Consider the following 15,205-nt stretch of genomic DNA (forward strand, 5'->3'; position numbering starts at 1 on the left):
ATGAGCAAGACGGATAATGAATTAAATCATTTAGCCATTATCATGGATGGTAATGGACGCTGGGCTAAGAAAAGGCACAAGCCTCGTTTCGTAGGACATCGTGAAGGCATGGATAATGTTGAGCGAATTACCCTAGCAGCTAATAAGTTAGGAATTAAAGTGCTAACTTTATATGCTTTTTCTACTGAAAACTGGGCTAGACCTAAAGAAGAAGTAGCTTATTTAATGAATCTTCCCGTGCGCTTTTTCGACAAATACATGCCTACTTTGATGGAAAATAACGTTAAAGTAAACATTATGGGTTACTTAGACGAATTGCCAGAAAAGACTTATAAAATAGTACAACGAGCAATGTCAGAAACTGCTCATAATACTGGCTTAATTCTTAATTTTGCTTTTAATTATGGCTCTAGAAGAGAAATAACGACTGCAATGAAAGAATTAGGTGGCATGATTGAAGCTGGTGCACTAAAAAGTGAAGACATTACCGAGAAAATGATCTCCCAGCACTTGATGACCAAAAATTTTGGCAAGTATCAAGATCCTGACCTGTTAATTAGGACATCAGGAGAACAAAGAATATCTAATTTCTTATTGTGGCAATTAGCTTATTCAGAGTTGGCTTTTAGTGATAAAAATTGGCCAGATTTTGATGAAGATGATTTAAGAAAATTTGTAAATGATTTTAAGCACCGTAATCGGCGCTTTGGTAAGGTAGACGAATCGGATAGTTAAATATGAAACAACGTGTAATTACGGCAGTTATTGCCTTGATTTTATTTATTCCAATTGTGCTTGCAGGTGGCCTTTGGATGGATTGGTTGACTGTATTATTTGCTGCAGTCGGCATTAGTGAGATCTTTTTAATGAAAAAACAGATTTTGGTCTCATTTGATTTCTTGCTAGCATTGCTTGCAACTTTGACATGGACAGTGCCGGATGCATTTTTTAAGGCATTCCCACCTAATATAACCAAATTCGGAGTATTCTTTGGAATTGTTATGCTGTTCTTAACCTGGACAGTACTTTCTAAAAATAAGACTACTTTCGATGATGTTGGTGTTTACATCTTGGCATCACTTTATATAGGGATTGGCTTCCACTACATGGCAGCCATTAGAGCTTACCCGCAAAATGGTTTAGCTTTATTGGGTTACGTGTTTGTAGTTGTTTGGTCAACTGATATTGGTGCTTACATGATCGGTCGTAAGATTGGTAAACATAAGTTATGGCCAGTAATTAGCCCTAATAAAACTTGGGAAGGATCAATTGGTGCCGTTATTTGTGCATTGATTTGTAGTGCAATTTACCTAGCAATTTTGAGTCACTTTAACATTGTTTTTGGAGTTTCCGAATTAACTATGGTAATTTTGGCATTCTTCCTTTCAATCGTAGGTCAAATGGGTGACCTAGTTGAGTCAGCATATAAGCGTTTCTACGGTGTTAAAGACTCTGGTAAAATTTTACCAGGACATGGTGGTATTTTAGACCGATTTGATAGTATGTTATTTGTTTTACCTGTAGTAGCTGCTATCTTAGGTATTGTTCACTAGGAGAATTTTATTGAAAGGTATACTAATCTTTTTAATCGTTTTTGGCTTATTAGTTTTTGTCCATGAATTTGGACATTTTATTGTAGCCAAAAAATCAGGTATACTTGTGCGAGAATTCTCAATTGGTATGGGACCTAAGTTATTTCAGATTAGAAGAAATCCTACTACTTATACTATCAGGTGGCTACCACTTGGTGGTTATGTTCGATTAGCAGGATCTGATGATGAAAGCAAATTAGATCCGGGCATGACTGTAATTTTGCAGTTAAATGATCAGAATGAAGTGGTTAGAATAGATGCTTCTGAATCTGACATGCCAATAGAGGGTATTCCCGTTCAAGTTACTAAGGCAGATTTAGTAGATAATTTAGTAATTGAGGGCTATGAGAATGGCGATGAAAATAAACCGGTAACTTACCATGTTAATCATGATGCAACTATCATTGAAAAAAATGGTACCGAATTAATCATTGCACCTCGTGATACTCAATTTAATGAAGCAAAGGTCTGGCAAAAGTTAGCAACTAATTTTGCTGGTCCTTTTATGAATATTTTATTAGGTTTTGTTGTGTTCTTAATCTGGACATTTACGGTGCCAGGTCCAGCCACAACTACTATTCAATCTACTACGAATGGTTCACCTGCTCAGGTTGCTAAAATTGAACCGGGTGATCGAATTGTAGCGGTTAATGGTCAAAAGATTAATAGCTTTGAACAGGTAACTGAAAAAGTTAATCAAAGCAAAGGTAAGAGTCTTAAATTTGAATTAAGTAAAGATGGCTCTACTAAAACTGTAATAGTTAAACCAAAGGCTCATCGAATTCAGAAGCAAAAAATTTATCAAATAGGTATTGTTGCTAAAAGTAATGAAAATGCTGGCGTAAAATTAAAAAGAGGTTGGGATACAGCTGTTTCTACAACCGGTTTGATTTTTAATGCAGTAGGTAACTTATTTAGACATTTTAGTCTTAATAAATTATCTGGTCCTGTAGGAATTTACTCGCAAACTTCGCAAGTTTCACAAATGGGCTTTACATATGTATTAGCCTTTTTAGCAATGATCTCAATTAATTTGGGAATTGTTAATTTAATTCCAATTCCAGGTTTAGATGGTGGTAAACTTTTATTGAACTTAATTGAATTAGTTCGTGGTAAACCAATTTCAGAAGAACATGAGGCAATTGTTGAATTAATTGGCTTTGGTTTATTATTAGTATTAATTATTGCAGTTACAGGCAATGACATTTATCGCTATTTTATAAAATAATTAATAATAGTTAGTTTTGTTTTTACTTTAGGAGAAAGTAATGCGTCAATCAAAATTTTTTATGCCAACTTTAAAGGAAGCTCCATCAGATGCTGTGGCAGAAAGCCACAAGTTGATGATTAGAGGGGGATATATTCGTCAGGTTACTGCTGGTGTTTATGCTTATCTTCCATTAGGTTATCGTGTATTACGTAAGGCTGAAGGAATTATTGAAGATGAAATGGAAAAAATCAATGTTCCTGAAATGATCATGCCTCATTTATTACCAGCTACTTTATGGCAAGAATCAGGTCGTTACAAGAAGTACGGTGCTGAAATGTTCAAATTGAAGGATCGCCATGGTCGTGAAAGTTTGCTTGGACCTACCCATGAAGAGACTTTTACTGAAATTATTGCTAAGAACATTAAGAGTTATAAGCAAATGCCATTAGCTTTGTACCAAATTCAAACTAAATTCCGTGATGAAAATCGTCCTCGTTTCGGTTTACTCCGTGGTCGTGAATTTGTCATGCTTGATGGTTATAGTTTTGCCGCAACTCGTGATCAATTAGATGAGCAATTTGATGATCAAAAGAGTGCATATAAGCGAATCTTTAAGCGTGCCGGTGTTACTGTACACCCAGTAATTGCTGACTCAGGTACAATGGGTGGTAAAAACTCAACTGAATTCCAAGCACCAGCTGCTATTGGTGAAGATACTATTGCTACTAATGAAAAGGGAACATATGCTGCTAACCTTGAAATGGCTAAGAGTATTGATACCTTTAAACAAGAACCAGAAGATGCCAAGGAACTTACTAAAGTAGCAACTCCAGATTGTGATACAATCGAAAAATTAGCTAAGTTCTTGAATGTTCCAGCAACTAGAATTGTTAAGAGTATTCTTTATATTGCGGATGATCAAAAAGTTTTGGTTTTAATTCGTGGCGATAAGCAAATCAATGAAGTAAAACTTGGACATGTTCTTGACGCTGATGAAGTTCATGAAGCAGACACTGCTGATTTGAAAGAAATTACTGGTAGTGAAAAGGGCGGCGTTGGTCCTGTTAATGCTGATTGGGCTGACAAGATTATTGCAGACGAAACTGTTAAGAATCTTTACAACGTAGTCGTTGGCGCTGGTGAAACTGATTACCAATTTGAAAATGCTAACTTGGATCGTGATTTTAAGGTTGATGAATTTGCTGACATTAGAACAGCAAACGAAGGCGAACCAGATCCTGTTGATCATTTGCCACTTAAGTTCACAACATCAATCGAAGTTGGTCATATTTTCAAGCTTGGAACTTATTACACTAAGACTATGGGTGCTGATTTCTTGGATCAAAATGGTAAGGCTAAGCCTGTTATCATGGGTTCATATGGTATTGGTGTTACCAGAATGCTTTCAGCAGCTGTAGAACAACACTTGACTGAACACGGTGTTGCTTGGCCAAAAGAAATTGCACCATTTGCAATTCACATTGTTCAAATGAAAATGAATAAAGAAGATCAAACCGAATTAGCTGAAAAACTTGAAAAGAAGTTCAGTGAAAAGTATGATGTTTTATACGATGACCGTAAGGAACGTGCTGGTGTTAAGTTCGCAGATGCAGATTTAGTCGGTGCACCTATTAGAATTACGGTTGGTAAGAAGGCTGTTGATGGTATCGTTGAGGTTAAGAGACCTACTGATGATAAGGCAACCGAAATGTCAATTGATGAATTAGATAAGTTTGTAAATCAAGAGTTAGGATAATTTTTGTGGCAAATAAAAATGATCTTTTCTTAAAATTGCTCAAACAAGTTCATTTCCCTGATAGTTTTGAAGATAATGATCTTCTTCAAAAGGGAAAGGTTGAAAACGTGGATGTTTACGCTAAAGAACATAGGTGGGATATCCATGTTTTTTTTGATACTCCTTTGAAATATGACACTTATGTAGCATTAAGAAAAGCAATAGAAGAAACTTTTTCAGCATTTGTAAATGTAAGATTTTTTGTTGGTACAGGTGATGGTTCTGACCAATACTTGCCAGATTACTGGCATTATGCGGTACAGAATTCAAATACTTTATCTCCCGTCGCTAGAGAATTTTTAGCTGGACAAAAACCTAAAAAAGAAAATGGTCGTTGGGTTATTCCAGTAGATAACAATGTAATTGATGGATTAATCGAACAAAAGGCTTTAGATGATTTGGCTGAAGAGATGCGTGACTTTGGTTTCTTTAATTTAAAATTTATAACCGAAGTCGATCAAACTAATTTACAAAACAGTTTAGAAAGTTTGCAAGAGCTTCAGCATGAACATGAAAAAAGTATGCAGGAGGCTTTTAACAATACTCCGGAAAAGCCGAAGCCTAAACCAAAGCAGCAGTACCAAACCAAGCGTACTAGTTATGGCAATCGAAAACTAGATGAAAATGCTCCGATTACGCAAATTCAAGATGTTGAAGATGGTACTCGAAATGTTGTAATTGAAGGTAATATTTTCAATATTGAAAGTAGAGAATTGAAAAACGGTTCAGTAATTTTTACAGGTGAAATTACTGACTATAGTGATTCAATTGCGTTTAAGAAATTTGCTTCAAATAAGGAACAAATTGAGCAAATGGCTGCAATTAAGCCTGGTACTTGGGCTAAAATGCAAGGTTCAGCAATCGATGATCAATGGGTACATGATGTAGTATTCAACATTAGCAGCTTTGAAACAGTTGAACATATCGGACGAACGGAAAAATATGAGGGTGAGCAAAAGAGAGTAGAACTTCATTTGCACACTAATATGAGTCAATTAGATGCAACTAATGCACCAAGTGATTTTATTAAAACTGCTAAAAAATTTGGTCAGAAGGCTATCGCTATTACAGATCATGGTGATGTTCAGTCCTTCCCAGAAGCTTATAGTACAGGTAAAGCTACAGGCACAAAAATCTTATATGGTGTTGAAGCGAATATGATAGATGACCATGCATTATTGGTTATCAATCCAGCTCCAATGACTTATGAAGATCGTGAATTTGTTATTTTCGACGTTGAAACTACTGGTCTTTCATCTGTTTATGACACTATTATTGAAATTGGTGCTGTTAAGATGAAAAACGGCGAAGTTATTGAACGTTTTGATAAATTCATTAACCCACACCATCCTTTGAGTGAACAAACCATTAATTTAACTTCAATTACGGATGAGATGGTTAGTGCTGCTGATGATGAAGATGTAGTTATTAAGCAATTCCAAGACTTTTATGGTGATCGTCCTTTATGTGGACACAATGTTCAATTTGATGTCGGCTTTGTTAATGCCGCTTTAAGAAGATCTGGTCTTAGTGAAATCACACAACCAGTTGTCGATACGCTAGAAGTTTCTCGTTTGCTTCACCCTGAACAGAACCGTCATACTTTGGATTCATTAGCCAAAAAATATAATGTTTCCTTGGAACATCACCATAGAGCTAATCAAGATGCGGAAGCAACTGGTTACTTAATGTATAAGCTGCTAGATGCATTTAAGAAAAAATATAATGAAGATAATTTGAATAACTTAAATGGTTATGCTGCACATGGTGAGGTTTATAAGCGAGCTCGACCATCTCACATGACGATTTTGGCTAAAGATCAAAAGGGATTAAAGAATTTATACAAACTAGTTTCAATAGCAAGTACGAAAGACTTTTATCGAATTCCGCGTACTCCTAAATCAGATTTAGCTCGTTTGCATGAAGGTCTGTTTTATGGCTCAGGTTGTTGGCAAGGTGATGTCTTTGTAGCAATGATGCAGAAAGGTTATGACGAGGCTAGAGAAAAAGCTAAGTTTTATGACTTTTTGGAAGTACAACCTCCTGCAAATTATTCTCAATTAATCGAGGATGGATTAATTAAAGATGAAGCACAACTTGAAGAAATTATTGGGAATATTTATAAGTTAGGTAAAGAATTGAATAAGCCTGTTGTTGCAACAGGAGATGCACACTATGTTGAACCACATGATGCTATTTACCGAACTATTTTAATTTCAGCGCAACGATCTAATCCAAATAGAAATAAACCGCAACCTGATTTGCACTTTTATTCAACTCAGGAAATGCTTGATGCATTTAGTTTCTTAGGTGAAGATGTAGCCAAAGAAATCGTTATTGATAATACAAATAAGATTGCTGATGAAATTTCTGAGATTCAGCCAATTAAGGATGGATTATATCCACCTCATATTGAACACGCTGATGAAGAAATGAAAAAGTTAACTTATGATAAGGCGTATGAACTTTATGGCAAGCCGTTGCCTAAAATCGTAAAAGACAGAATTGATCTAGAATTAAATTCTATTATTTCTAATGGATATGCGGTTATTTACTTGATTTCTCAACGTCTGGTGGCCAAGTCAAATAAAGATGGTTACTTGGTAGGTTCTCGTGGTTCTGTAGGTTCCAGTCTGGTAGCTACTATGTCAGGAATTACGGAAGTTAATCCACTTGCACCACATTATCGTTGTCCTAAGTGTAAATATTCGCAATTCTTTGAAAATGGTGAATATGGTTCTGGATTTGACTTACCTGATAAGAATTGTCCAAAATGTGGAACGCCTTTAGTTAAAGATGGACAGGATATTCCGTTTGCGACTTTCCTAGGCTTCCATGGGGATAAAGTTCCTGATATCGATTTGAACTTCTCAGGAGACTATCAACCAGTTGCGCATAACTTTATTCGAGTAATGTTCGGTCCAGATAATTCTTATCGTGCCGGAACTATTGCGACAGTTGCAGATAAGACTGCATATGGTTATGCAAAACACTTTGATGAAGAGCGTGATTTGAAAGCTAGAAATGCGGAATTGGATCGCCTGGCTAGTGGTATTCGTGGAGTAAAAAGAACTACAGGTCAGCACCCTGCTGGTATTGTTGTAGTTCCTGATGACATGGATATTTATGATTTTACTCCTGTATCTTATCCAGCTGATGATGTTAATGCAGCATGGTTAATTACACACTACGACTTCCACTCAATTCACGATAATATTTTGAAGTTCGATATTCTGGGTCACGATGATCCAACCATGATTCGTCACTTGCAGGATCTTTCAGGAATTGATCCATTGACTATTCCACCGGATGATCCTGGTGTTATGTCTCTTTTCTCAAGTCCTAAAATTCTAAGAGTAACACCAGAACAAATCCAATCAGAAACAGGTACTTTAGGTGTTCCAGAATTTGGTACACGTTTTGTTAGAGGGATGCTTGAAGAAACTAAACCAACAACTTTTGCGGAATTATTGCAGATTTCTGGTTTGTCACATGGTACCGATGTATGGTTAGGAAATGCAGAAGATTTAGTCAATAACGGTACTTGCAAATTAAAGGATGTTATTGGTTGTCGTGATAACATTATGATGGACTTGATTCACTGGGGAGTTAAACCAGAAGTTGCCTTTTCAACTATGGAGTCTGTTCGTCACGGACGTGGTATTAGTGATGAAAATATGGCAATTTTGAAGAAGAATAAAAATATTCCTGATTGGTATATTCCTTCTTGTTTAAAGATTAAGTACATGTTCCCTAAAGCTCACGCCACTGCTTATATTTTAATGGCTTTACGTATCGCCTGGTTTAAAGTATATTATCCAGAAATTTATTACACTGCTTATTTCTCAGTGCGTGCTGATTTATTTGATTTAGTTGCAATGAGTCATGGTAAAAACACTGTTAAAGCTGCAATGAAAGAAATTCAAGATAAAGGAAACGATGCTTCAGCCAAAGATAAAAGTTTATTGACAGTTTTGGAAATTGCTAACGAATGTCTTGAACGCGGCATTAAAATTAAAATGGTTGATATTGATCAATCAGAAGCTACGGATTTCAAGATTTTAGATAAGCATACTATTTTGGCACCATTTAATGCGGTTCCTGGTTTAGGTGACAATGCGGCTAAGCAAATTGTCGCTGCGCGTGCTGAAAAGAAATTCTTATCTAAAGAAGATTTAGCAAAACGCGGCAAAGTTTCACAAACAATCATGAATTATTTCGAAGACAATGGCGTACTGGAAGGTATGCCCGATGAAAATCAATTATCACTTTTCTAGGAGTTATTATTACATTGTTATGTAAAACATGGTATACTAATAGAGGAGTTCGAATAGGTAAATTCGAGTGAGCAGTAATGCTCACTCTTTTTATTACGGAGGAAATTTTTTGTCTAAAGTTATAGATCTTGTTCGTCCAGTTGTCGAAACAATTATTGACGAGCATGGCGACATGTTAGTTGATATGGAATACGTTAAGGAAAAAGGTCAAAACTATTTACGAATTTATGTTGATCGTCAGCCCAATGGTATCGATATCGATGAAATTGCGGCTTTAAGTGAATTGGTTTCTGAAAAACTTGATACAATTGATCCTGATCCGCTTCCTGATCCATATGTTTTAGAGTTATCATCTCCAGGTGCTGAACGCCCTATTAAGACTGAAGCTGATTGGGAGAGAGCACTGAATGATTATGTTCATATTGGTCTTTATCAAAAAATTGAGGACAAAAAAGTGTATGAAGGTACGCTTAAATCCTATAATAATGATGAGATTGTATTAGAAGTAAAAGATAAAACAAGACGAAAGAAATTAACTATCCCTCGTAAGTTAATTGCAAAGATTCGTTTTGCAATTGAATTTTAGAAAGGTTGATCAAAAACTTATGTCTAAAGAAATGCTAGAAGCGTTTGCTACCTTGGAAAAGACCAAGGGCATTAAACAAGATGTTATTGTTGATGCAATCAAGGCCGCTTTGGTAGCTGCATACAAGAAAAATTATAATCAAGCACAAAACGTTGAAGTTGACTTCGATGAAAGAAGAGGTAACTTCAAGGTAATGGCTGTTAAGACAGTCGTTGATGAAGTACAAGATGACCGTCTTGAAGTTAGTTTGAAAGACGCCTTGGCAATTAATCGTGCTTATGAAGTTGGGGATGAAATTCGATTTGAAGTTACACCAAAGAACTTTGGTCGAATTGCTGCTCAAACTGCTAAGCAAGTTATTATGCAACGTCTTCGTGAAGCAGAAAGAAGTCATATTATTGACGAATATTCTCAATATGAAGATGAATTAGTTACAGGTACTGTTGAACGACGTGATAATCGTTTTGTATATGTTAATATTGGCAATGTTGAAGCTGTGATGCCTCAACGTGACCAAATGCCAAATGAAGTTTACAACCCACAAGATCAAATTCGTGTACTTGTAACTCATGTTGGCTCAGATTCTAAGGGTGCACAAATCGTTGTTTCAAGAACTGCACCTGATGTTGTCAAGCGATTATTTGAACAAGAAGTTCCTGAAATTTATGATGGAACTGTTGAAATTGTATCAATTGCCCGTGAAGCTGGCGACCGTACTAAGATGGCTGTTAAGTCAAATGACCCTAACATTGATCCAGTTGGTACTTGTGTAGGTCAAAAGGGTGCCCGTGTTCAAAATGTTGTTAATGAACTTGGTGGCGAAAATATTGATGTCGTTAAGTACGAAGAAGATCCTTCTGACTTTATTGCTAATGCATTGAATCCAGCAGAAGTAATTGCTGTTCAATTTGGTGATAATGAAGAAGAAAAGAGTGCATTAGTAATTGTTCCAGATTACCAATTGTCACTTGCTATTGGTAAGAAGGGACAAAATGTACGTCTTGCTGCTCGCTTAACAGGCTATAAGATTGATATTCGTCCAGAATCTGAAGTAGAATTTGTTGATGAAGAGTCAGACACTGCAGCCAAATCTGCTGATACTGAATCTGATGAGGATAGTTCAGTTGATACAGATAAAGCAGCTACACAGGTAGAAGAAAGTTCAAGCGAAGATAATACTGAAGAATAGGTGATTTTTTGAAAAAAAGAAAAATCCCAATGCGGAAGGATTTATTAACCGACACTATGCAACCTAAAAAAGAGTTGGTACGTGTCGTAATCGATAAAGAAAAGAATATTGCTGTTGATCCTACTGGCAAAAAAGCAGGACGCGGCGCATATGTTTCACTTGATCCAACCAAGATTAAAGCCGCTAAAGAAAAGCATATTTTAGATCGTAGCTTAGGGGCTAAGGTTCCAGATAGTTTTTATGACGAGCTTTATTCATATGTTGATCATCAAAAAGCAAGAAAAGAATTGTTTGGTGATAAATAAGTTTGCAAAATAGACAAAAAGCGATTAATTTGTTAGGTTTAGCACAGCGAGCTGGTAAATTAATTACTGGGACAGAAACTGTGATTGCCAAGCTTAACAAAGGAAAAATCACCGCGGTCATCATGGCGTGTGACGTTCAAGACAACACCGCTGAAAAAGTTGATCGTGCTGCCAGAAAAGTTAATGTTCCTATAATAAACTTATTTTCAGCTGATGAGATTTCCAAAGCTATCAGCAAAAAACGTAAAGTTTTAGGATTAACCGATGTCGGTTTTACCAAGGCATTGATTAAAAAAATAAATGAAGGAGTGTGATTGGATGGCAAAGAAAAGAATTTATGAAGTCGCAAAAGAAGTGGGCGTCGATAATAAAGTTGTAGTCCAAAAAGCAAAGGAATTGGGCTTCGATATAAAGAACCATATGTCATCAATAGATGATGCACAAGTTGCAAAATTAAAAGGTAGTTTCCAAAACTCCGCTCCCGCTGAGAAAAACAATAAAATAAAGATCTCTGTTTCTTCTATTCGTAAGAACGAAAAGAAACAAGAAGATAATGCAGGTTCAAAGAAGCCTAGAAGACGTAACAATAAGCGTCGTCAAAATAATAATGATCGCAATCGCAAAAATAGAAATGATCGCGATCATAACTCAAATTCAGGTAAGCCAAAAGCAGCTGCTTTGTTGCAACAATTTAAGCAAAAGCAACGTGCAGAGGAAGGCCTGCTTAATCGAGAAGCACAAAAAGCTAAAAAAGAATATCACGAACAATTGAGACATCCGAAAAAAGAACAACCAGTGAATAATAAGAAGAAAACTAACAAAGAAAACAATACTAAGAAGTCAGAATCAGTAGAGAAAAAAATTATTGGTCCAAAGATTTTGAAACCATCTCCAGCACGTTTGAAGAAGAATCAACCTTCAACAAATGATAAGCCTGCAGTGAAGGTTTCTATTCCTGAGCCTCCTAAAGATGAAAAACGTGGCAATGGTCGCGGTAAGAATATGGGTAAGCCAGGACGTAAAGGTAAGAACCAATTCTTTAATAATCATAATGAACATTCTGATCGTTCAGAAAGAAAACGTCGTAAGAATAAGAAACGTCAACAAGAACAAAAGCCAAAGAAGCAACCTACTAAGCGTAAGGAACGTCCATTACCAGAAACTTTAATATATGAAGAAGGTATGAACGCTCAAGACATTGGTAAGTTGATTCACCGTGAACCAGCTGAAATTGTTAAGAAATTATTCATGCTTGGTGTGATGACTAACCAAAACCAATCTTTGGATAAGGATACCATCGAATTATTAGCAGCTGAATACGGTATTAATGCTAAGCAAAAGGTTCATGAAGATATTTCTGATATTGATACTCTTTATGACAAGAGAATGGAAGCTTCTAAGAAGTCTAAGAATCAAGTTAAGCGTCCACCTGTAGTTACTATTATGGGGCACGTTGACCATGGTAAAACTACTTTGCTTGACCGTTTGCGTCATACCCATGTTTCAGCTCATGAAGCTGGTGGTATTACCCAGAAGATCGGTGCTTACCAAGTTCGTCTTGATGACCGCTTGATTACTTTCCTAGATACTCCTGGACACGCAGCCTTCTCAAACATGCGTGCACGTGGTGCTGAAATTACTGATATTGTTGTCTTAGTTGTTGCAGCCGATGATGGTGTTATGCCACAGACTGTTGAAGCTATTGACCACGCTAAGAGCGCCAATGTTCCAATTATTGTAGCAATTAACAAGATGGATAAGCCAGGTGCTAACCCACAACACGTAACTGAAGAATTGATGAAATATAATTTAATTCCTGAAGATTACGGTGGTGACACCATCTTTATAAATATCTCAGCTAAGACTGGTCAAAATGTTGATGATTTATTACAAATGATCTTGCTTCAAGCTGATGTGATGGAACTTAAGGCTAACCCAACAGAAATGGCAATTGGTACTGTAATTGAAGCTCGCTTATCACGTGGTCGTGGACCAGTAGCCGACGTTTTGATTCAACAAGGTACTTTAAATGTTGGTGATCCAATTGTTGTTGGTGATACTTTTGGCCGTGTTCGTACTATGACTAACGATCGTGGTCGTCAAGTTAAAAAGGCTACTCCATCTGAACCAGTTGAAATTACTGGTTTGAATGACGTTCCAGAATCAGCTGATAAATTAGTTGAATTTAAGGATGAAAAGACAGCACGTTCAGTTGGTGAAGCTAGAGCACAACAAGCTTTGCAAAAGTCTCGTGAAAATGTTCAACATGTCACTCTCGATAACCTCTTCGATACTATGAAGAAGGAGAATATGAAGGAAGTTGACATTGTCTTGAAGGCTGATGTTCAAGGTTCTGTTGAAGCTTTGCAACAATCTCTTGAAAAGATTGAAGTTGAAGGCGTTCGTGTTAACATCATTCACTCAGGTGTAGGTGCTATTAATGAGTCAGACGTAACCTTAGCCGGTGCTTCTAATGCATTTATCATTGGATTTAATGTTCGTCCAACTGCAACTGCTAAGAGTCAAGCTGAAACTGAAGGCGTCGACATTCGTTTGTACAGTATCATCTACAAGGCAATTGATGATGTGACTGCAGCCATGAAGGGTATGCTTGAACCAACTTACGAAGAAAAGGTTATCGGTAACCTTACTGTTCGTGAAACTTGGAAAGTATCTAAGGTTGGTACTATTGCTGGTTCCTTTGTTGATAAGGGATTGGTTAAGAATAACGCCAAAATTAGAGTTATTCGTGATGGTATTGTTAAATACGATGGTGAAATTGCTTCACTTAAGAGATTTAAAGATGATGCCAAAGAAGTTAAGCAAGGTAACGATTGTGGTTTAACTATCAAAGACTACAACGATATTAAAGTCGGCGACGAATTCGAAGTTTACGAAATGCAACAAGTTGAACCTAAGTAATAATTTTTAGGAGGCAAACATGAAGCATAGAATTGGTCGTGTTGAAGGAGAAATTCTTCGTGAATTAACCAAAATTTTACAAAAGAATATTCGTGATCCTCGTTTGAGTGAAGTAACTATCACTGCAGTGGAATGTACGAATGATCTTTCATATGCAACTGTTTACTATAGTCTTTTAACTGAAAATGCCGATAAGGAAAAAGAAGTTCAAGAAGGACTAGAAAAGGCTAAAGGTATGATGCGTCACTTATTAGGACAAACTTTAACCGTTTATAAAGTCCCTGAATTAATTTTTAAACGAGACAATTCAGTAAAATATGGTAGTAAAATTGACCGTTTAATTGCAGAAGTTAAAAAGCAAGATGCTGAACGGGCAAGTAAATAAAAAAAGCGCCGTTTAGGCGCTTTTTTCGTTTAGATAGAAAAGGATTATTTATGTTAAATGGAATTTTAGTTATCGATAAAGATAAAGGGATGACTAGTGCTGATGTAGTTTATCATTTACGCAAAGCTCTGCATATCCGAAAAATTGGACATGCGGGTACACTTGACCCCGAGGTAACAGGTGTATTACCTATTGCAATTGGACAAGCAACTAAACTGATTGAACTTATGCATACTAGACCTAAAGAATATATTGGTAGTGGTCTTTTTGGATATGCCACTGACAGTTATGATTCAACTGGCACAGTTTTGAAAAAGACCAAGTTAACCAAGGCATTTACTTCTGAAGATATTCAGAATCATATGAATGAGTTTTTAGGGGAAATAGAACAAGTACCACCAATTTACTCAGCCGTAAAGGTAAATGGTAAGCATTTATATGAGTATGCTAGAGAAGGTATTGAGGTAGAGCGACCAAAACGTAAAGTTGATATTTTACAATATGATTTAACCAATAAACCTACATTCAATGAAAAAGATGGACAAGAAGAATTTGATTTTAAAATTAAATGTAGTAAAGGTACATATGTTAGATCCTTAGTAAATGATTTGGGCGAGAAAATGAATTGCCCAGCAGTTATGACTTACTTAAGAAGAGTAGCTAGCTCAGGTTTTGATATTTCTCAGGCCGTTAAGTTAAGTGAAATTGAAGAGAATCCTGAAAAAGCTGCAGAATTGATTCAACCAATTGACGCTTTCTTTAAAGACTATCCTCAAGTTGATCTAAGTGAAGGAAAATGGCTTAAAGTGAAAAATGGAGCAGGTATTTCGTTAGAAATAGATGCTAAAAAAGTCGCATTAAGGTACAATAAAAAAGTCAAGGCGATTTATGAGAATAAGGGAAAATTATATCGCCCAAGTTTAATGTTGATTCAAAATGAATAA

At 36.2% G+C, this 15,205-nt stretch carries 12 protein-coding genes; all 12 read left to right on the forward strand.

Annotation, left to right across the window (positions count from 1 at the left end):
• The 12 genes from CP357_RS00175 to truB all read left to right on the forward strand — a co-directional run bounded on the left by CP357_RS00175 (position 1) and on the right by truB (position 15,205).
• Complete coding sequence (locus tag CP357_RS00175) at positions 1–735, forward strand: isoprenyl transferase (protein ID WP_025005932.1); 735 nt, start codon at positions 1–3, stop codon at positions 733–735.
• Positions 736–737: 2 nt separating this feature from the next.
• Positions 738–1,553, forward strand: a complete 816-nt coding sequence (locus CP357_RS00180) for a phosphatidate cytidylyltransferase (protein ID WP_056945435.1) — start codon at positions 738–740, stop codon at positions 1,551–1,553.
• Between the two features lie 10 nt (positions 1,554–1,563).
• Positions 1,564–2,820 (forward strand): RIP metalloprotease RseP, encoded by a 1,257-nt coding sequence (gene rseP, locus CP357_RS00185; protein WP_098036245.1) that lies wholly within the window; start codon positions 1,564–1,566, stop codon positions 2,818–2,820.
• A 40-nt stretch (positions 2,821–2,860) separates the two neighbouring features.
• Positions 2,861–4,558, forward strand: a complete 1,698-nt coding sequence (locus tag CP357_RS00190) for a proline--tRNA ligase (RefSeq protein WP_098036246.1) — start codon at positions 2,861–2,863, stop codon at positions 4,556–4,558.
• 5 nt (positions 4,559–4,563) lie between these two features.
• A complete protein-coding gene (locus CP357_RS00195; protein ID WP_098036247.1) occupies positions 4,564–8,874 on the forward strand; it encodes a PolC-type DNA polymerase III in 4,311 nt (1,436 codons plus the stop codon).
• A 109-nt stretch (positions 8,875–8,983) separates the two neighbouring features.
• Positions 8,984–9,460 (forward strand): ribosome maturation factor RimP, encoded by a 477-nt coding sequence (gene rimP / locus CP357_RS00200; protein ID WP_098036248.1) that lies wholly within the window; start codon positions 8,984–8,986, stop codon positions 9,458–9,460.
• 19 nt (positions 9,461–9,479) lie between these two features.
• On the forward strand, positions 9,480–10,649 hold the full coding sequence (gene nusA / locus CP357_RS00205) for a transcription termination factor NusA (protein ID WP_098036266.1): 1,170 nt from the start codon (positions 9,480–9,482) through the stop codon (positions 10,647–10,649).
• A gap of 8 nt (positions 10,650–10,657) precedes the next feature.
• Positions 10,658–10,954 carry an RNase P modulator RnpM gene (rnpM, locus tag CP357_RS00210; protein WP_025005938.1) on the forward strand — a complete coding sequence of 99 codons (297 nt, stop codon included), beginning with the start codon at positions 10,658–10,660 and terminating at the stop codon, positions 10,952–10,954.
• A gap of 2 nt (positions 10,955–10,956) precedes the next feature.
• Positions 10,957–11,268 (forward strand): ribosomal L7Ae/L30e/S12e/Gadd45 family protein, encoded by a 312-nt coding sequence (locus CP357_RS00215; RefSeq protein ID WP_025005939.1) that lies wholly within the window; start codon positions 10,957–10,959, stop codon positions 11,266–11,268.
• 4 nt (positions 11,269–11,272) lie between these two features.
• Positions 11,273–13,876, forward strand: coding sequence for a translation initiation factor IF-2 (infB, locus tag CP357_RS00220; RefSeq protein ID WP_098036249.1), 2,604 nt, complete (start codon positions 11,273–11,275; stop codon positions 13,874–13,876).
• Positions 13,877–13,895: 19 nt separating this feature from the next.
• Positions 13,896–14,261 (forward strand): ribosome-binding factor A, encoded by a 366-nt coding sequence (locus CP357_RS00225; protein ID WP_025005941.1) that lies wholly within the window; start codon positions 13,896–13,898, stop codon positions 14,259–14,261.
• A 50-nt stretch (positions 14,262–14,311) separates the two neighbouring features.
• On the forward strand, positions 14,312–15,205 hold the full coding sequence (gene truB / locus CP357_RS00230) for a tRNA pseudouridine(55) synthase TruB (RefSeq protein WP_098036250.1): 894 nt from the start codon (positions 14,312–14,314) through the stop codon (positions 15,203–15,205).

It is taken from the genome of Lactobacillus sp. UMNPBX6 (assembly GCF_002553975.1).
GTDB lineage: Bacteria > Bacillota > Bacilli > Lactobacillales > Lactobacillaceae > Lactobacillus > Lactobacillus gallinarum.